19 protein-coding genes are annotated in these 19,674 nt (G+C 45.8%); 8 read left to right on the top strand and 11 right to left on the bottom strand.

Translation table 11 applies throughout. The features are described 5' to 3' along the window. Positions 1-92: 92 nt before the first annotated feature. From MH144_RS22905 to MH144_RS22890, 3 genes are all read right to left on the bottom strand, one after another. A complete protein-coding gene (locus MH144_RS22905; RefSeq protein ID WP_239304452.1) occupies positions 93-1,271 on the bottom strand; it encodes an MFS transporter in 1,179 nt (392 codons plus the stop codon). 23 nt (positions 1,272-1,294) lie between these two features. Continuing rightward, complete coding sequence (locus MH144_RS22900; RefSeq protein WP_239304450.1) at positions 1,295-2,113, bottom strand: MerR family transcriptional regulator; 819 nt, start codon at positions 2,111-2,113, stop codon at positions 1,295-1,297. Between the two features lie 750 nt (positions 2,114-2,863). Then, positions 2,864-3,580: a class I SAM-dependent methyltransferase gene (locus tag MH144_RS22890; protein ID WP_239304446.1), complete on the bottom strand. Its 717-nt coding sequence runs from the start codon at positions 3,578-3,580 to the stop codon at positions 2,864-2,866. Positions 3,581-3,899: 319 nt separating this feature from the next. On the opposite strand from MH144_RS22890, the gene MH144_RS22885 reads away from it, so the two are divergent. After that, positions 3,900-4,142, top strand: coding sequence for a (4Fe-4S)-binding protein (locus tag MH144_RS22885; RefSeq protein WP_239304444.1), 243 nt, complete (start codon positions 3,900-3,902; stop codon positions 4,140-4,142). A gap of 2 nt (positions 4,143-4,144) precedes the next feature. Further along, positions 4,145-4,423, top strand: coding sequence for a GNAT family N-acetyltransferase (locus tag MH144_RS22880; RefSeq protein WP_239304442.1), 279 nt, complete (start codon positions 4,145-4,147; stop codon positions 4,421-4,423). A gap of 132 nt (positions 4,424-4,555) precedes the next feature. Here MH144_RS22880 and MH144_RS22875 read toward each other — a convergent pair whose 3' ends face one another. From MH144_RS22875 to MH144_RS22855, 5 genes are all read right to left on the bottom strand, one after another. Further along, positions 4,556-5,029, bottom strand: coding sequence for an HIT family protein (locus MH144_RS22875; RefSeq protein ID WP_239304440.1), 474 nt, complete (start codon positions 5,027-5,029; stop codon positions 4,556-4,558). 66 nt (positions 5,030-5,095) lie between these two features. After that, a complete protein-coding gene (locus MH144_RS22870; protein ID WP_239304438.1) occupies positions 5,096-5,596 on the bottom strand; it encodes an NUDIX domain-containing protein in 501 nt (166 codons plus the stop codon). 169 nt (positions 5,597-5,765) lie between these two features. Beyond that, entirely contained in the window at positions 5,766-6,209 is a 444-nt protein-coding gene (locus MH144_RS22865; protein ID WP_239304436.1) for a GNAT family N-acetyltransferase, read from the bottom strand. Between the two features lie 531 nt (positions 6,210-6,740). Next, on the bottom strand, positions 6,741-6,989 hold the full coding sequence (locus tag MH144_RS22860; protein ID WP_239304434.1) for a hypothetical protein: 249 nt from the start codon (positions 6,987-6,989) through the stop codon (positions 6,741-6,743). 233 nt (positions 6,990-7,222) lie between these two features. Beyond that, positions 7,223-8,248 (bottom strand): M23 family metallopeptidase, encoded by a 1,026-nt coding sequence (locus MH144_RS22855; RefSeq protein ID WP_239304432.1) that lies wholly within the window; start codon positions 8,246-8,248, stop codon positions 7,223-7,225. 368 nt (positions 8,249-8,616) lie between these two features. Between MH144_RS22855 and MH144_RS22850 the strand changes: the two genes are divergently transcribed. From MH144_RS22850 to thrS, 3 genes are all read left to right on the top strand, one after another. Beyond that, on the top strand, positions 8,617-9,378 hold the full coding sequence (locus tag MH144_RS22850) for a response regulator transcription factor (RefSeq protein WP_239304430.1): 762 nt from the start codon (positions 8,617-8,619) through the stop codon (positions 9,376-9,378). Beyond that, positions 9,375-11,141, top strand: coding sequence for a sensor histidine kinase (locus MH144_RS22845; protein ID WP_239304428.1), 1,767 nt, complete (start codon positions 9,375-9,377; stop codon positions 11,139-11,141). The genes MH144_RS22850 and MH144_RS22845 overlap by 4 nt, the downstream gene beginning before the upstream one ends. A 474-nt stretch (positions 11,142-11,615) precedes the next feature. After that, positions 11,616-13,547 (top strand): threonine--tRNA ligase, encoded by a 1,932-nt coding sequence (gene thrS, locus MH144_RS22840; protein ID WP_239304426.1) that lies wholly within the window; start codon positions 11,616-11,618, stop codon positions 13,545-13,547. Positions 13,548-13,659: 112 nt separating this feature from the next. On the opposite strand, the gene MH144_RS22835 is transcribed toward thrS, so the two are convergent. Next, positions 13,660-14,523, bottom strand: a complete 864-nt coding sequence (locus tag MH144_RS22835) for an SDR family oxidoreductase (RefSeq protein WP_239304424.1) — start codon at positions 14,521-14,523, stop codon at positions 13,660-13,662. A gap of 137 nt (positions 14,524-14,660) precedes the next feature. Here MH144_RS22835 and MH144_RS22830 point away from each other — a divergent pair, with 137 nt between their 5' ends. Together MH144_RS22830 and MH144_RS22825 are read left to right on the top strand one after the other, a co-directional pair. Beyond that, the gene (locus tag MH144_RS22830; RefSeq protein ID WP_239304422.1) at positions 14,661-15,158 is read left to right on the top strand and encodes a hypothetical protein; all 498 of its coding nucleotides are present in this window, start codon (positions 14,661-14,663) and stop codon (positions 15,156-15,158) included. Between the two features lie 52 nt (positions 15,159-15,210). Beyond that, positions 15,211-15,942, top strand: coding sequence for an MBL fold metallo-hydrolase (locus MH144_RS22825; RefSeq protein WP_239304420.1), 732 nt, complete (start codon positions 15,211-15,213; stop codon positions 15,940-15,942). Positions 15,943-16,112: 170 nt separating this feature from the next. Here MH144_RS22825 and MH144_RS22820 read toward each other — a convergent pair whose 3' ends face one another. Further along, entirely contained in the window at positions 16,113-17,318 is a 1,206-nt protein-coding gene (locus MH144_RS22820; RefSeq protein WP_239304418.1) for a PQQ-dependent sugar dehydrogenase, read from the bottom strand. 311 nt (positions 17,319-17,629) lie between these two features. Here MH144_RS22820 and MH144_RS22815 point away from each other — a divergent pair, with 311 nt between their 5' ends. Next, on the top strand, positions 17,630-18,718 hold the full coding sequence (locus tag MH144_RS22815; RefSeq protein WP_239304416.1) for a M24 family metallopeptidase: 1,089 nt from the start codon (positions 17,630-17,632) through the stop codon (positions 18,716-18,718). A gap of 130 nt (positions 18,719-18,848) precedes the next feature. On the opposite strand, the gene MH144_RS22810 is transcribed toward MH144_RS22815, so the two are convergent. Further along, the gene (locus tag MH144_RS22810) at positions 18,849-19,532 is read right to left on the bottom strand and encodes a queuosine precursor transporter (protein ID WP_239304414.1); all 684 of its coding nucleotides are present in this window, start codon (positions 19,530-19,532) and stop codon (positions 18,849-18,851) included. Positions 19,533-19,674 lie beyond the last annotated feature (142 nt).

Here is a 19,674-nt window from a genome sequence, read left to right as displayed (position 1 = left end):
AAACCAGACCCTTTTATGATTAAAACAGCCAATCACAATGATCGGCTGCTTTCTTGTTGTTATTGAATTATCGTGGAAGTCCCGTTCTTCTCTTACTTAGTCATCATAGGCGTTTCCGCCTTAATACGGCTTGCTCTATTAAACAGTAGGATAGCCAAAATTAAAGCTATACCGACAGCGGCAAATCCCAACCAGTTCAGATACAGAACAGACGTACTTCGAATGACGAGACCGCCTACAGCAGATCCCAGTGCAAAACCGAATTGAATGAAAGACGTATTTACACTAAGAGCAATGTCCGGATTTCGAGGCGCCAGAGTAACTAAGTATAGCTGCTGGGCTGGGGAGATACTCCACGTTGAAAGCATAAAGATCATTAAAATCAAGATTAATGCCAGGAGATGGACACCCGCTAGCGCGAACATAAGGAGCGTGCCCCCCTGTAACAAAAGCCCGAGAAGAATGGTGAATTTTGAACCCTTGGCATCTGCCAATTGTCCACCCACTCTTGATCCTGCAAAGCTGCAAATGCCTGCTAAAAACAGAACACCACTAATCTCGGTCATGGTAAGAGAGGATGTCTCTTGCAAAAATGGCGTAATATAAGTAAACAGCGTGGCGTAACCGCCGACATACAATAATGTAACTACTAAAGACATAAGAATAGTCGGGTTTTTCAGAATAGAGAGCTGCATACCGAGGGTAACCTTTTCTTCTTCTTTGATTGCTGGAACCCTTTTATAGATAACTAGTAATGGAAGAATACTCAATACACCAATTAGAATAAACAAGACTCTCCAGCCGAACATCTCACTAAAAAATGTACCGATAGGGACACCGAGCACTAACGCACTGCTAAGCCCCATTAAAATGATCCCGATGGCATTGCCCCTTTTCTCCTTCTCAACCAGTCGGGTCGCTACGGCCATGGCTACAACGGTAGCCATTCCTCCGCTAGCTCCCTGGATTACGCGGACCCATAACAATGTCTCATAAGCAAGATCTGCAAACATGAGTCCGTTGCTGACAATAAATACACCGAGGGTTGTCATCAGTATTTTTTTGCGATCTGCATTGATCGTAAGTGCGATCAGCATCGGAGAGACAATGGCCGCAGCGAGAGCAAACACCGTGACTAGTAGCCCCGCTTCGGAAGTAGATACCCCTAGGTCCATGGCAATCATCTCTATGACTCCAGTAATAATATATTCAATGGTCCCGATCAAAAAAACGGCCAATGCCAGCACATAGATGATGCCTTTATTTTTCATTTCACACCAATCCACCTTCTCAATTAACTATTTAGTATGGGAATTTGTATCTCAATAAATTGTGCATCCCGTTCCGGAGATAACGGTAAATACAGTTCCCTGCCGGGTTCGCTTTCCTTGATCTGATAGTTATTATCCTCGATCCATTTCGCTAAATGCACACAGGCCGCACCATCAAACTTGGAATCGGAATGAAATGCCATTGTGGCCATCATCGGTTCAGGAGGAAGAATTCGCAGCTGAAATGGCTCTGGAGAGGATTGCAGCTCACAGGTTAAAAAATATCCCACTTCAAACTCAAACTCATCTTCTTTTCCATCGACGTCTTTCCACAACACAACCTGAGGGCCTTGGATCTGCTGCCGCATTTCGGCTGTTACTAACAGATCAAATTGACGAAATAACTCCGGAATGTCTTCTTCTGTTCCGTACGCTTTTTGAAAAAGAAAGGTTTGAGCAGCTTCTGCTTTGATTCGGATGTCTTGACCCGTCTCGAGTTGCCCCTCTCTTTCGATGAGCTGCATACGCTCTTCAATCCTGAAAAGTTTGGCTTGTTCCGTATCAATGATTTGCTGGATTTCACTTCTTTTCAGCCTAAACATGCCTTGAATGTTCTCCAATGTGATATCTTCCTGGAGCAGCTGTGCAATCTGAGGTAATGTAAAACCCAACTCCTTATACATCAAAATCCGGTTGAGCTCCAGAAGCTGATCTGCGGAATAGTAACGATATCCCGTATGGTGATCTACTTTTCTTGGCTTGAGTATGCCAATCTGGTCGTAGTAACGCAGGGTTTTAAGTGAGACCTTGCTTAACCTGGAAAATGCACTGATTTTGAACAACATATCATCTCCAATCTATAACATAAGGTGAGTATACAGTTTCCTGTGCAGGGGAAAGTCAAGGATGTGAATACATTTTATTTTATCCGAACAAAAGCAGCCGATCCTGATACTCGGCTACTTCTTTGGTAATATTGAGTTCAGAATCTATCCGACATATTTAAGAATGAGCTGGTATATGGCTATGGAGAACCCCAAAATGCTTGCTTTCACTTTAGCTGGATGATTTTTTCTTCTACCGCCAAATAAATATAGGAAGATGATTATAAATCCTATAGGAATCCATAGCTGAAAGTAACCTTTTGCTGTGTAACTAGTGTAAATCGGAGTAATGGAAGTACTGAACAAAAAGTAAAAGAATACCGTAAAACGTCTTGTTTCTAATTGTTTGCTCCACCTTACTAATAAGAAAATAATAATTACTACGATAATCGTGATGTGTAAAGGGGGAATAAGTATCGTAACGTTTCCAAATGTTAAATCCATTTTTGCGTTGCCCTCCTTTTTTCACCTACTCATACTCATCTTTCATTGCTTTCAGCATCTAAATCATGAAGCATCCATTATATCAGAATCAGAACCATTTATTGTATAATATTAGGAAACAAATATTCATATCACCATTAAATTTTAATTAAAGCATCCATGGTAAAAATAACAAAAGCAGCCGATCTTGTTGATCTGCTGCTTTTGTCGTATAAAGGACGCTATCCTTTTTAGCAATCACTATTATTGTGCTTTTCAAAGAATCTATTTTATACAATGAAAAATAAAAGATCGACTTTCAGAATTTGCGTGTTTAAATTCCCAATCCCCATATGTTTCAATTTTTGAAAAACCTGTTTGTTTCAGTGACTCATTTAATTCTCCTTGATTTCGAAATCGTATCTGCATTTTTTCATGAACAAGAACTTCATTTGTCTTTGTATTTTTCACAGTTTCATAGAAAGTATAAACATCTCGCTCAAACCCCTCATATTCTGTATAGATTTCAAGAGGGTCTCCACTCAGCCTGTCTTTGGCTACATCAGGAGTCATATCCTTCTCCCACTCTTCCCACACTTTCGCCAAAGGATTTCTTGTATCAAAAATAAAGTGACCGCCAACTTTCAGGGATCGGAATACGTCTGAGATCACTTGCTTCCAACGATCATCTGTAAGAAATACCTGTGCGACATTGGCTGTCATAATAACCGCGTCATACGTATTGGTTTGTAAGTTGGAGCTGTCTCCTACAATCCAATTCACATGGCCTGAATCATCCTTAATTCTCGCCAGTTTAATCGCTTCTTCATGGGGATCAATAGCTGTAATTTTATATCCGTATTGAACAAGATGTGTAGTCCATCTTCCTGTTCCACAGCCCAAGTCAGCTATAGACTCCACTTTCAAGCTCTTTAGCAAAGCAAGGAAAAATTCATCATCTTTTCCCCAAAGGTTAATCTGGTCATATACTAATGGAATCATAAATGTTGTTTCCCACTTTCTATAGCGTTTTTATGATGAACCTGGATGTTACATAAGTATAAATGGATATTCCTGAAATCGTTCAACTTATCTGCCCGTTAGATGAATAATAGCAACCAAATACAAGGAATGCATTAAAACATTGGGAGATTCGTCACGTTGACTTATCCATAATTCCTCATTATAATTCGGACATCGAGAGCCAAGCCAAAAATTGCTGGCCACGGTTGCCAATGCCATGTCCCGGTTCAGAAGGTTCGCTTTCGAAGTATGAATCTTGTCTATAAACAAACTCAAAAGTGAAAGATGTGAATGAACGATGAGTAAACAGAAGTTGTACTACGGTAAAGATATCGAAGTAATGTTTGATTCTGAGGTATGCATTCACTCAGGTATTTGTGTAAAGGGCCTCCCTGGTGTGTTTGATTTGAGCAAACGTCCTTGGGTTAATCCCGATGGCGACACTTCAGAGACTATTGCCCGGCATATTGACACATGTCCAAGTGGAGCACTGACGTATAAACGTCTGGACGATGAATATTCAACAAGGAAAGAGGGATGAACATGCATAATGTAGAGCATGAACCTGCTAATAAAAGATTTCTTATTCAAGATAATGGCGACACTGCTGCGGTAATGACGTATGTAATTTCAAGTCCGGAGCTGTACATTATTGATCACACGTTGGTTGAAAATGCTTACCGGGGCCAAGGGCTTGGCGACAAGCTTCTCAAAGCTATGGTAGAATACGCGCGGGAGAACGGGATCAAGATTCTACCTTTGTGCCCGTTTGCCAAGGGACGTTTCGACCGCATCCCAGAATACGCGGATGTTCTCAATTAATAACGATTGAATGATGTCCATAATAAGAAGAGCCTGAGAGTACGAGATTACTTCGTTTCTCTCAGGCTCTTTTGCATTAACTGCTCCTGTCATTTTGGTGAGCATCTTCATGAAAGTAATGTTCAAATTGACTTAGATGTTTTCCTTTATCCAAGAACGCAACTTATCAGCATAGAAAGAACGCTCTTCTGGATCGGACTGTGAACCCTTCAACAGATAAAGTTGATCATTCATATATCTAGGGTAAACATGGAGATGATAATGCCACACGTCCTGATTGCCAGCTGGTTCATTATGCTGCCTTGTAGAAATTCCATCACATCCATATGTACTTTTCATAGCAAATGCTGTAAGCTGCGCAGCGCGGTGAATCTGGGCAGCGTAATCTGCAGGCAGTTCATAGATGTTCTCGAAATGTTGATTGGGCACCACAAGAACATGTCCTTTATTGTTTGGCCACCATTTGCCCGCTATAAATGCTGTTACCTTTTCATTCTGATAGATGATATCCCTTTGTTTTGTTCCCTGATCAGGTCGCTTAATTCCCCAAATACAGCAAAATGGACATTCGTATCCTTCGGGCTTGTGTGAAAATAATGCTGTCATCTCTATTTCCCAACCCCTCTCATAATTTCCCCACCCATTAGTTTAATCTCTTAGAGTTACAAACTTTCAGAAAGATACAGTTTGTTTAACAATAGACCACTGGATAAGCGGAACTTCTTCTTCATTAACTGTAAGTGCTCCAACACATATATTCCTCTGATCAGGATTCTCAAGATAATGTTGAATAGTAAACCTGATGGCTTTTGAAGTTTTCAATTTCATTAGCTCACTCTTATGTATCCAAAACAATTCGCCTTCATCTGAAGGGATAAAATCCCTATGGGTTGTCTCTCCAAAATATACGTATTGTTGCCTAAGTTCATCTTTACTTTCTTCTATCAGTATGTACTTCAAGGTAAAGTTCTCTATTTCATTCTCTTTATATCCCGTTTCTTCTTCAATTTCCCTGAAACTTGCTCTCATCGGGGAGTTTAGTTCCTCATACTCAAGATGTCCCCCAATACCGCCCCAAAATTCAAAATTAAAAATCTTACTCTTAGCCTTCTTCATCATCAAAACATGCTCGTGATGTATTAAGAATGCTGTTGCCATTTGTCTAACTTCCATAAATTTGTCCTCCAATAAGGTATTCAGGTTTTAATAACATTCAAAAATGTAGTGGGAGTAAATTCGTCAATAAACTGCCTTTGCTTTCAAAAGCAGTCGATCATAATGACCGTCTGCTTCCATATCTATATTGAGCTCTCCGTTTCTCTTTGAATGAGATGGTTATCATTCAGTCAATTTTAATAATTTTATCAAAACAGTATGAATCTTTGTTATATCCGTTATGCTCATAAAAAGCTTGGGCACCCGTTCGTTTCATCCCGGTACATAAAATAATGCTTGATATCCCGCTTTCTTTCGCGTAATTTTCAGTATATCGCAGCAGTTCAGTTCCTACTTTATGACGTTGAAAATCCTTATGCACAGCAAGTCCGGTTATATGCAGATAACCATTCGTAGACCCTACAGCTAATGCGTGGACTATAGATATGAAACCAACCACATGATTCTCAAGTAACGCTACAAACGTTTTGTAATTGCCCTCCCTGATCATCTGGTCCATCGTAATGTGAAAATTTTCATCCGTAACAGTACTGACGCCCAGTTCATCATTCCATAGGGTAACGACTTCAGTATAATCTTTTGATAGCAATTCTCGTATTCTAATCCCCATATAATCTGCCCCCATTGAGAATATATTCACAGCGAAAGAGTTTGAAATCGATGAAGGAAACCTGTTCTTTAGTTGAACATGAGCAGTCGATCACATTTGGTTAGTTGTTTAATGAACTATAGTTGCCTTTTACTTTAATGACTTTGCACTACTTAGAATGGCTTCAAGTATTTTCTTACCTGTAACGTCTATCATGGTACCTTGTGTTGGCTCTTTTTTATTAATCCATTTTATGAATTTAGAAACATAATAATCCAATTATAACATGAATATGGATGTAAAAACTTTGGTTATGGAGCCGATTTCAAACAACATGTGCTCAGGAGGGACCAAGCTTTGCTTTTTATGATTACTAAACGAAAAGTATTCAATATCACCCTCACTAATCATCCTACTTTCAGTGTTGAATGATGTATTCGTTTCCATTCCATTATATTCCTGCTTGTTGCTTCAGTATGAAACGGCAGCTGAGCTTACGTTAACTACCGTTGTACTGTATTGAACAATCGTTACATGTTAGCATAATGGGCTCTAATTTTTACTATCTTCATTAATCTTTTGTTTGTATAAAATAATGGCGAGAGGCAGATTAATCATTCCAAGAGTGAAAGAAGATACAATAGTTATCCATTGAGGCATTGTAAGATAATAATTCGGTTTTCCGTCTCCTACAGGTCCTACTTTGGGTTGGTAGCTATCCCACCATTCATATAAGAAACCAACAGCAGGTACTAATATGCAAACTACACTTGCAGCGATGTGTAACACATGCCTGTTCACCCCTAATCCCTCCGTTTCATGTATTCCTGTCTAGAATCTTCTTTACATAATATGTAATCTAAAAGTTGAAAGCCATACTAACCTGCACATTTGCTCAACATAAAGACAGCCGACCCATTAGCCGGCTGCCTACATGAATTATGTGTTTTAAGCTAAGATCACGATTCCATAAGCTCTATTTTATTAATCGGAGATGAGCCCCATCCACCTCCCCTACTAACAAAAGCACCCTGCTATTCAGGAAGTCCCTGAAACGTGTTCCCACGTGTCAGCACCTGGCTCTGATCTTCCCAGCGGATCTGAACTGAACGGGAAGTGAACAGATCAGGTCCATCTGAGACTTGAAAATGCAGATGCGCTTCACTGGAGTTACCGGAATTACCAAGCTGCCCGATGAGATCTCCCTGCTTGACTTTATCCCCTGTTTTTACGGCTGCACTCCCTTCCTTGAGATGTGCGGTGATGCTGTATTCCCCATTTCCATGATCGATGACGACAACATTCCCTGTCGGCTCTTCAGCATTCATCACGCCTGGCGTGTTATCCGGAATGTCATTTTTGACTTCAACAACCGTCCCATCTGCAGCTGCATAGAGCGGCTCACCAAAAGCATAATAGTTTTCATTTACAGCGGCCTTCCCTTGATAACTTGAATCTTCCTTCGTGCGAATAATGTCCAGTGCGTAACGCTGCGTTTCATGCGCATAATGATAATTGGACATCACATCATTTCCTCCCCAGAACACGAACCATTCCCCCTTCATAGGAAACTGAAATTCGGTCTTGGTAAATGCCTTGTCCGTCTCCTCATGCGTTTCAAGTGGCTGGATCAACAGCCCGTCAATCTGATGATCCTCGGCAAAATAGGTCTGTATTCCTCTGGTCCCCGTCTGATCCTTCCAGGAATGCTCCATCAGGTTGTTCATTTTGACTCTCGTAACCTGTTCCCAGGAAGTGACCCCCTCCGTGAAGCTGTCCACAGACGTCTTAAACTCATCCAACGATATCGTTTCCTTCAGTTCCGGGCTCATTTGATTATAAATGTCCTCCTTCGAACCATTCATCAATGTATCTATGAAATGTTCAGGTGTAATCATCACATTCTCCTCTGCTGAGTTCATCTCTTCTTTATTGGTGTTTTCTGCTGCTGGCGACGCACTGGAAGTCTGTTCTGCTGATGGCTTTTCCCTCTGGTCAGATGACTCTGTAGTGCCGCAGGCAGAGAAGAGCATACACACACCAAGTGCTGCTGCAAGCATTAACCAACTCCTCTGGCTTCTCCTTAAGTCTTTTTGCAGAGCATAATTTGCTTTCATCCGATTTTTTTCAATGAACATTTTGGACCGCTGCCTGCTTCCCTTATGAATTTTATTCACTTCCCTGCACCCCTTCTGTAGAACGATTTCTTTCCAATCCAGTTTACAAAACCAATCTTATCCTCCGTCTAACCTCCTCTTACGTCTATCATAACTTTGAGGCATGCTGCTGCTTCATAATTAAGATTCTGTTAAGGTTATAAACACGCTCCACGGCTCTTCTGAATGGTATGATAGATTAGATAGACCAACGCAGATGAACATAAGGAACCACTAATATATACATAAAAATCAGGAGGATCTCTTACGTCATGGATAACGTTTCAATCCTGCTTGTTGATGATGAACAGGCGATTTTACATATGTTAAAAACAGTTCTGCTCAAGGAGCAATTCGTAGATATTGACACGGTCACCACAGGTGAAGATGCGATTGCCGCATGTGAAAAGAAAACCTATCACTGCATCGTGCTGGACGTCATGCTGCCAGGCAGAAGCGGGCTGGAAGTCTGTCCTTTTCTGCGCCAATTGACCGACGCACCGATTCTCTTTTTAACCGCCAAAACAACCGATTATGACAAGTTGACCGGCTTCGCGGTTGGGGGAGACGATTATGTCGTTAAACCGTTTAATCCACTTGAAGTGGTCGCACGGATGAAATCACTGCTGAAGCGTTATTTGCCCACACGGACGGATTCAGGCAGGAAACTTCCATTTCATGACGCAACTCCGTCATCTCCTTCCTCGCAGGAAGGGATCTATGATTACGGCCGCTTTCAGTTGATCGAGCAAGCCGGTGAACTCCGGGTCGAAGGACAGCTGATAGGCTGTCCGGCTCTGGTTTATCAGCTGCTGCTCTTTTTTTGCAAACATCCCAATCGAATCTTCACCAAATCCGAATTGTATGAGCGGGTATGGGAATCGGAGGCTATCCGTGATGACAACACCGTCATGGTTCATATTCACCGAATTCGTGAGCGTATTGAAGCCGATCCTTCCAGGCCTGAACTGCTGGTGAATGTCCGTGGTTTGGGATATAAGCTCGTTGATCCCGAGGCGGAGCTCCCAAGATGAGCATACGTCGCAGATTGATGACGCGGTTCATCGGCCTGCTTGCGGGTGCTGTAATTCTGATCCTGGTCCTCGGTGGATTCATCGCATATTGGGTCATCCAACAGCTGAATGAGGCCAGCCTTGTTGAAGATTTTGCCACTGTCGGGCTCGAACAGCTGATCAGTACCGCAGAGATTTTGCCGGACGGTACTGTTCAATATGATCCCGCGCTGCTAAAGCGTGTGGAGGAGAACAACGGCTGGCTCCAGGTTCTCGATGAGCAAGGCAGTGTGGTGGATGCTTTTCACACCCCTTCCGATGTCCCGAATCACTATAAACCCGGAGAACTTCTATCCTATTGGGAGGGGAAAAAGCCCTTTCCCTACCAGCTCTATCTGCTCATTCGAGAAAGAAAGGGAATCAATTTCACCCTGCTGTACGGGGAGAGCAATCAGGCGGTAACGATTCTGGATCAAGTTTACACCGATGGAAGTTATGCCAACGACAAGCTTGTACTGCCCTCCGAGCAGCAGGATATCCTTCGCTCGGCGGACGCCTATCTTGAGATTTTGGATGAGCAGGGACATGTACTTACTTCTTTCAACGAGCCTGCAATGGGCACACCGGACAGCTACAGCATTCAAGACCTGATTCTACGCACACGATACCCTACCAGGTACGGAATGACTACGGTGACCCTTTATGATGAACAGGATCAATTGACCTGGATGCTGAGTGTTCCTCTTGCGAGCAGTCCGGCAGGCATGAATGAGAATCCCTTTGGATTTATTTTTGGTCCTGCACTGGCTGCACTTCTGGTATCCATCATCAGCCTGCTTGTGCTGCTTGCATTCTGGTATGCCAATCGCTTCGGTTACCCCATGCTCCATATGCTTCAATGGCTGCAGCGGCTCGAACGTGGACACTACGAAGAGCCCGCAGGCACCCGGGGCAAGCCACGCAGCCAGAAGCGTAACGGGAAGTGGCGTCAAAAATATCGGGTATATGCGGAAGTGCTGCACTCCATCCAGTCGTTGTCGAGCACACTTAAACGTGATGAAGAACTCCGCAGACAGACCAACTCTCTGCGCGAGGAATGGATTGCTGGGATAACTCATGATCTGAAGACACCCCTGTCCTCCATCCAGGGATATGCGCACATGCTGGAAGCATCGAAATACAACTGGACCTCCGAAGAAATACGGGAATTTGCGGGCATCATGCTGGATAAATCCATGTACATGGACCGACTGGTGAACGACCTGTCCATGACATACCGTCTGCGCAGCGGTGGATACCTTCCCCCTGTCGAGAAAAATGACGTCAATGCGCTACTTCAGGATCTTGTACATCGTGCCGAGCGTAACCCGGCTTATGGAGAAGGGCGTATTATATTCCAACCTGCCACAATCGCGGTGCATGGTTATGTCCACATCCCGTCCTTCGAACGAATTGTCGATAATCTCACCGCCAATGCCCTACTGCATAATCCACCAGAGACGAAGCTGACCGTTAGTGTTAATCCAGGTGAGCAGGACAGCAATTTCTGCATTCAATTTGCCGATGATGGCCGCGGAATGGATCAGGAGACGGTATGGAGGCTGTTCGAACGATACTATCGCGGCACGGATACGGCAACATCCGATGTTGGATCAGGCCTCGGCATGGCAGTAACCAAAGGGCTGATTGAGGCCATGAAAGGCCGAATCGAGGTTCAATCCCATCCGGACCAGGGAACCACCATACGTTTGATATGGGATCGCCATTCGGATGAAGCCGAATAAAACTCCGCTTGACCTTTTGATTTTCAGTCTATATAATCGACACTCAATAACACCTGTTCCAATATATTGATACGGATCACAACTTCATTTCGAATCAAATGAACTGACAATAACTTTGCATATTGGCGATGACCAGAGACATGATTTCGTTTGCGTGCTGCCCAGAGAGAGAAGGGATTGGTGAAACCTTCTTCAGCGAACGGAGCGGAATTACCCCTCTGCAGCCGTGGCCTCGAACCTCAGCCTGATGGACTTTCCATGGAAGTACTGTCCGGTTGTCAGTAGAGTTCACCGCCTGATCCCCGATAACGGATCCCAATGAGGGTTATGATGTTTCCTGTATTGCGGCGGCTGGCCGATTCAGGGGATATTCATAACCAAATTAGGGTGGAACCACGAGCTGAGCGCACTCGTCCCTTTTCCGGGACGGGTGTTTTTTTGCGCTTCCATTTCAAACATTGGAGAGTGGTTTGCATGAGTAATCAACAAGGTAACCCCATTGAGATTCGCCTTCAAGGTGGAGCAATTCGTTCGTACAAGGCGGGCATAAGTGTCGGAGAAGTGGCTTCGTCTATCAGCACTAGCTTGGGTAAACAGGCCATCGGAGGCGTTGTGGACGGTGTAAACGTTGATCTGGACATGAAGCTTGAACAGGACTGCGAACTTGTCATTGTTACACTGGATAGCGAGGAAGGACTGTATCGTTATCGTCATAGTACTGCACATGTCCTCGCCCAGGCCCTCAAGCGTATCTATGGCGCGGAACATGTCAAACTGGGAATTGGTCCCGTCATTGAAGATGGCTTTTATTACGATGTGGATCTGGAGCATGCCTTATCCATCAGTGATCTGGCTGCCATTGAGCGGGAAATGAACAAGATTATACAGGAGAATGAGAAGATCAGCCGCCGGATGGTTAGCCGTGAGGAAGCCCTTCGCTTGTTCGAAGAGATTCAGGATCCGTATAAACTTGAACTAATCCATGATTTGCCGCAGGATGCGGAGCTTTCGATCTATGATCAAGGGGAGTTTTTTGATCTGTGCCGGGGTCCGCATCTTCCGTCCACTGGCCGGATCAAAGCCTTCAAGCTGCTGAATGTGGCAGGGGCTTACTGGCGGGGCGATTCGGACAACAAAATGCTGCAGCGAATCTACGGCACTGCCTTTCCAAGCAAAGCACAGCTGGACGATCACCTGCACATGCTGGAGGAAGCCAAGAAGCGGGATCATCACAAGCTGGGCAAAGAGCTGGGTCTGTTCATGTTCTCGGAGGAAGCTCCGGGTATGCCCTTCTATCTCCCGAAAGGCATGACTGTCCGTACAGAGCTGGAGCAATTCTCACGCGAGCTGCAGCTGCAGGAAGGGTATCAAGAGGTTCGAACTCCGCTGATGATGAACAATCGACTGTGGGAGCAATCCGGGCATTGGGAGCACTATAAGGACAATATGTATTTTTCAGAAGTGGATGATGCTACGTTTGCACTGAAGCCGATGAACTGCCCGGGGCATATGCTGATTTTCAAAAATTCGCTTCATTCCTATCGCGAGCTTCCCATTCGCATGATGGAATTTGGCCAGGTTCACCGTCATGAATTCTCGGGTGCGTTGAACGGCATGATGCGAGTACGGACATTTTGTCAGGATGATGCTCATCTCTATGTCATGCCGGAACAGATTGAGGAAGAGATCAACCAGGCGATATCCCTGATCGGACGCATGTACGATATTTTTGGTTTCGAATACACAATTGAGCTATCCACTCGTCCCGAAGACTCCATGGGATCGGAAGAGCTATGGGATCAGGCGGAACGAGCGCTGCAAAATGTACTGGATCGGCGCGGCGTGAAATACCGCATCAATGAAGGAGACGGAGCATTTTATGGGCCGAAGATTGACTTCCATATTCTCGATGCGCTGAAACGCAGCTGGCAGTGCGGAACAATTCAGCTTGATTTTCAAATGCCGGAGAAATTCGACCTCACTTATGTTGGCGAGGACAGCCTGAAACACCGTCCGGTCGTGATCCATCGCGCCATCTACGGCTCCATTGATCGCTTCATTGGCATTCTGACTGAGCATTATGCGGGTGCATTTCCACTCTGGCTCGCTCCGATTCAGGTGAAGCTGCTCCCGGTATCCGATCACTACGCGGATTATGCCCTGCAGGTACAGAGTCAATTGCGAGCAGCAGGCATTCGGGTTGAAACGGATCTGCGCAGCGAGAAGCTGGGGTACAAAATTCGTGAAGCTCAGATGGAAAAAGTGCCTTACTCGCTCGTACTCGGGGAAAATGAGAAAAACGCCCTGTCTGCTTCTGTCCGCGCATACGGTCAGGGGGATCAAGGCGTTCAGCGCATTGAGGCATTCATCCAGGAAGTACAACAAGCTGTGCAAGCAAAAGCCTAATATGTCTGTCATAGTGAGGTAACGCAGACGATATAAGCAGACGAGTGTACTATGATCACCTTTGATCATTTACTGAGATGAAGAACCGGTCCTGCACCTCAGCTTGGGCTCATCACAATTTCTCATCAGGCTTCAGTCCGACTTGCTGTTCGCTCCATGTCCAGAAACGTTCAGTTACCGCATCATTGACGGCATGTGCTTTTAACTTCTGCTCTTTCTTTTGATAAAAGTAGCGTCCTGTAATTTCTGCTACTTCCGGGCTGGTGGCCAAATAAATTGCCGTTTGGGCCCCCTCCTCGGGAGACAGGAAAAAAGGAAGCTTGCCGATAAAGGCCATGATTCGTGTACCAAAACCGGTATTGCGATCTACGCCGATGCTTGTACCGACCGCACCAGGATGCAGACAATTCACCGTGATTCGGCTATTTGCCACTTTGCGGGATAGCGCACGGGTGAACAGTACGTTGGCCAGCTTGGACTGCGCATAGCTCTTAATCGGGTTATAGCCCTTCTGCAGATGCGGATCGTCGAAGTGAATCTTGCCTGCTTTGTATGCACCGGATGAAACATTCACAATTCGTCCCTGCTCCGCAGCCTGCAAAGGCTGGATCAAGAGCAATGTGAGCAGGAAATGTCCCAGATGATTAATGCCGATGCTCTGCTCAAAACCATCCGAGGTCTCCTGTCTTTTCAGCATGACCACACCGGCATTATTCACCAGAACGTCAAGCGTACTGTAGCGTTCACGGAAGGAACGGGCAAAATGACGTATACTTTCAAGGGAACCCAGATCACATAGGATTAGCTCAATCGCAGTAGAGCCTGACTCACGCAGGGCCTCTTGCAGAGCCTGCTGTCCGCGCTTCTCGCTTCGACAGGCCATGATCACCCTATAGCCTTGCCTTGCAAGTTGGATGGTGGTTGCGAGCCCCATGCCGGAATTTGCTCCGGTTACAATGGCTGTTTTCATGGACATCAGATACTTCCCTTCTGAACCCGGGTTCAGTTATTGGATGAACGATCAGAATCCTGCCTCCCTCGGAAAAGAGGCGCTCTGAGTAACAATGTGAGATAATGAAGTTATCACATCTTGGTTTCCATGGGAGGACAGGTATGCTGACCAAAGACGATTTTAAAAAAATCAAAAAAGAAGCAAAGCTTGAAATCGCAGTACTGGAACAAGAGTATCATGATATGGGACAAGGACTCGATTCACCGCAATGGGATCAACGTAAACATCGAAGATATGCATCCCTTGTCATTGAATGCTGCTCCATTCTTGAACACATGTTAAAACAGCTGTATCAAAGCGTCTATCAAAAAAAGTTTAATTCGACCGAGCTGATGAAAACTCCTGCTTACCGTGCACGGTCCAATATGGAGATCATACAGGCTGAATTAAATAAACAACAGATCACCCTGAAACCTGGGAAAGAAAACATGGAACAGGCTCTTAGTCAGGTCTTCCAGGCCAGGAACAAGCTCATTCATGAGAACTTCTCCTTTGACTCCATCGTCAAGGAAGGCATGCAGGCTGAACAAACCTTTGAAGCGATGCTGAATACCATCCAGAAGTACAGAAAACACTTAAAATACCTTCGTCCCGAATAACGCAAACCATATCATTCAAAAAGGAGGTGGACCGGACTCGATCCGGATACCTATGACTAATCAAAAAACAGATTTTACCGTGCTGCATCTCAGCATACCCACGTCTTCGGGAGACAACCCGATCTACCCCGTCATGCTGCGCGATGAAGATGGCATCACCCTTGTGGACACAGGCATGATTGGCCAATTCGCCGGGTTGGAGTCCGCACTGCAGCAGGAAGGCGTACAGCTGGCTGACGTCAAACGCATCATTTTGACTCATCAGGACATTGACCATATCGGTAATCTGGGTGCCCTTCTGGATGCGATACCCGGGCTTGAAGTCTGGGCACATGCGGATGAGGTTCCCTATATTAAAGGTGAAAAGCCATTGATCAAGTTCACGCCAGAACGCAGAGCCATGCTTCCTGCACCGGTACTTGTCCAGGCCGATCAGCTCCTCTCCCAGCTGCCAGAGATCGAGATCAGCAGAGTATTGGAAGATGGGGACATGCTGCCGCTTCAAGGCGGAATCCAGGTCATCCATGCACCTGGACATACGCCAGGACACATCTGCCTGTACTTCCGTGACTCCGAATTCCTGCTGGCTGCCGACGAACTGCGTGTTGTGGACGATGAACTGGTCGGACCTGCACCGCCTGCAACACCGGACATGCCTGAAGCGCTGAGAAGTTTGAAAAGACTGACCGGCCTGAAACTGAACAAAGTACTCTGTTATCACGGCGGGGAATACACAAACGAACCAAGCGCGCATATCGCCAAACTTGCAGAAAGCGCGGATTAATTGGCAGTATCCATCTGCTATGTGCGGCCATATATAAAGCAATCAAGGGGCTGTCCCAAAGTCATGAACTTGGCGGGACGCCCCTTTTTTTATTTTCACGAACAGCATCCGGGTTCTAATAGAAGCATGCTTGAGCTCCAATATTAGTAATGGAACCCGGATGCATCAGCTCAACTCTCCGGTGTAAGCACAATGATGTGGTCGTCCCCATCCCTCGGAGTTCCTCGTCCGTCCCGATTGTTCGTCAGAATATATAACTTTCCGTCTTCCCCGGCTGTCACGTTACGGATGCGTCCCCACTCGTCTTCAAAAATGGGTTCCACCTGCTCCACTTGTGTACCATCCTCGGACAGAGTAATATGAAGCAATTGCTCGCCTCTCAGGTTAGCCGCAAGTAGTGAACCCGCCCACGGTCCTTTCTCTATAAAAGCAATACCCGATGGTGCCCATGTATCGTCACCGCTATGAGCAAGCGGCGCCTGATAGGTACCATTATCATCCTCGTCCCCTTCCACTTCAGGCCAGCCATAATTCGCCCCTGCTTCGATTCGGTTAATTTCATCGTAGTTACGCTGACCGTGCTCGGTAGCATAGAGATACTTATTATCCGGATTCCATGCAAGACCCTGGGCATTACGGTGTCCCATGCTGTATACAGCGGAATTCGGCCATGGGTTTTCTGCAGGGATCGAACCATCGAGACCAATCCGCAATATTTTGCCACCCAAGCTGTTCTGGTCCTGTGCCAGTTCCGGTTCATAACGTTCACCGGTTGTAATGTAGAGCATGTTGTCCGGACCAATCTTGATGCGGCCACCATTATGATTCGTCCCGCCAGGGATATTACCAAGCAACTCCTTGTCGATCACGGCTTGATCTCCATTTACCTTTAAACGCAATACCCGATTTGCGATCTCGTCTCCTTCAAAATAGGAATGGTAGGCGTACAGATAACCGTTATTCTCAAAGTCCGGATCTGCAGCCAGACCGAGCAAGCCCCCTTCTCCCTCTTCATTGAACGGAGCCTCAAATGCAATGAGTGGTTCGGTTTGCAATTCTCCATCCTTAATAACACGAACGGTTCCTGGACGCTCCGTCACAAACATCCGTCCGTCTGGCACGTTCACTAGTTCCCAAGGTGCGTTCAGTCCAGTGGCCAGAACCGAAGCCTGATACGGGATAACCGCATTCTCCTGTGTTCCTTCTGCCGCTGTACTTGTATTGTCATTGCCTCCATCCGCTGTCTGTCCCTGGCCTGTGCCTTGACCTTGAGAGACCTGCTGCGATTCTGTGGAAGGATCGCCTGAAGCACAAGCCGTCAGCAGAGCCATACTTAAGAGCGAAGCGTATAGTGGAACACTTACTCGGTTATTCATCATCTCATCTCCTTCTATTAAATAAAGTGTAGTTCGAAACTGCCAAATGCTGCTGCGATATGTTCAAGGATAATTATTCTCAGTATCTGTCCTTAATCGGTATCTCTCTACCGATATCTGTATCGTTATTTGTACCGTTAGCGGTAACCATCTTCAACGTCGTTTCGCCCTGTATTTACCCCTCTCCATGTTCGCCTAAACGGTAATTTGACCACAATACAAATAGCCCTCCGGTCACGCCCCTTTGGCATTTTTCAATATTCTTCTATAATAGAAGGATAGAACGAACTGAAAGGTGGAGCTATACACATATGAATCAAAGCCCTTTATCCCGTCTGGAAGCTGATCTGTCTGCACAAGGATTGGATGCCATGCTGATTACAGATCCGAAACATATCTACTATTTAACTGGTTTTGCAAGCAACCCGCATGAACGTTTTCTCGGCCTTGTTCTCGCCCGTGGCGAGGAACCTTTACTGATTGTGCCTGCCCTGGACGCTGATGCTGCAGCAGCCGCCTCCTCGGTAAGCAATATCGCGACTCATACGGATACCGACAATCCCTATGCATTGTTCCAACGTTATCAGGGACGTCTGGGCCGGATGGGCCTTGAAAAAGAATACGTCACCGTTGCACGTTACGAGCAGCTGACCGCTGCCCTTGGTGCAGTCAACTTCGAAGATGTCGGGCCTCTGCTCCGCACACTGCGCGTCAAGAAGACACCGGACGAAGTAGCCCGCATCCGCCATGCCATTCATCTTATTGAAGAAACGCTGCGCCAGGGACTGTCTCATGTACGCACAGGCGTAACCGAGATTGAACTGGTAGCAGAAATGGAATATCAGATGAAGAAACTGGGTGCAGATGGTCCTTCGTTTGATACCATGGTGCTTACCGGGCCCAAGACAGGGCTGCCGCATGGTACACCGGGTGAACGCAAGCTGCAGCATGGCGACTTGTTGATGTTTGATATGGGCGTATACGCTGCAGGGTATGCATCTGATATTACGCGCACCTTTGCTTTTGGTGACATTTCTCCTGAACTGAAAACCATCTACAATACCGTGCTTGCTGCAAACGAAGCTGCCATTCGCGCAGTTAAGCCAGGTGTGGCCTGTGCCGATATCGACCGTGCAGCACGTCAGGTGACGGAAGATGCCGGATACGGGGAACGATTTATGCACCGTGTTGGACACGGTCTGGGAATTGATGTGCACGAGTATCCTTCCCTGCATGGACAGAATATGGATCTTCTGCAGGAAGGCACCGTATTCACGATTGAACCAGGCATCTATACCCCTGCAGGCGGAGTGCGAATCGAGGACGATGTTCTTGTGACAGATACCGGGGTTGAAGTGCTGACTTCCTATCCAAAAGAACTGCAGATTCTGACAGACTAACCTCTAAGGTACGAAACTAAAAATAACCCGCAAACCATATCCATATGGCTTTGCGGGTTATTCTCGTTATACGACTTGTTGCGTTGCTAGCAACCATACTCGAATGAATACGGATATAGACGAGATTGGACTAGACTTCATCCTTGATTTTAAAATTACGCGCTGCATATATAAACGGCGTACCTACCGCGGTCAACACGAATTTGATAATGTACGTTGTCAGGAAGATCTCGAGCCAGACATCCCATGGATAGATAAACGCAAATGCAATCGTGCAGAATACCAGCGTATCCACAAAAGAACTGACGATCGAGCTGCCGTTCGTACGAATCCACAACTGATTGCGTCCAGGTGCCATCTTACGCAGCATACTGAACAGCCGCACATCCAGGAACTGGCTAATGAAGTACGCGGTCAGACTTCCGAGTGCCAGACGTGGCAGCAGTCCGAACAAGGTTTTCATCGATTCTTGGGCAAAGTCCGTCGGTGCCGGTTCGAAGAAAATGACCATCTGCATCAGTACCGTTGTCATGATTAACGTGAAGAATCCGAACCATACGGCCTTCCGCGCCTCACCCGATCCATACTTCTCATTGAGAAGGTCACTGGTTAGGTACATGCTGACATACATCGTATTGCCAAGTGTCAGTACAATCCCCATAATATCTATCGTTTTGGTCACCTGAATGTTGGCTATAACCGTCGCCACACCAATCCAGGCATACAGACCCTTTTTACCGAACAGACGGTAACACAATAGGAAAAAACCATACGTTACGAGAACAAAAAGCGCTCCCCAACCCAAATTAAACATAAATACATACACTGCCTTCCTAGTTTTGATTACGCGGGATGGTTACGAACCGCGGTCTGGCCTGGGCCAAAACATGAATACTCTATCACATTTCCCATCCTTTGAACAGCACTAAATAACGACAATCAGCAAGCATGCAAAA

The sequence above is a fragment of the Paenibacillus sp. ACRRY genome (assembly GCF_022346995.1).
Taxonomy (GTDB): Bacteria; Bacillota; Bacilli; order Paenibacillales; family Paenibacillaceae; genus Paenibacillus.
Note: the sequence above shows the minus strand (reverse complement) of the source record. Positions and strands in the feature narration are given on the sequence as shown.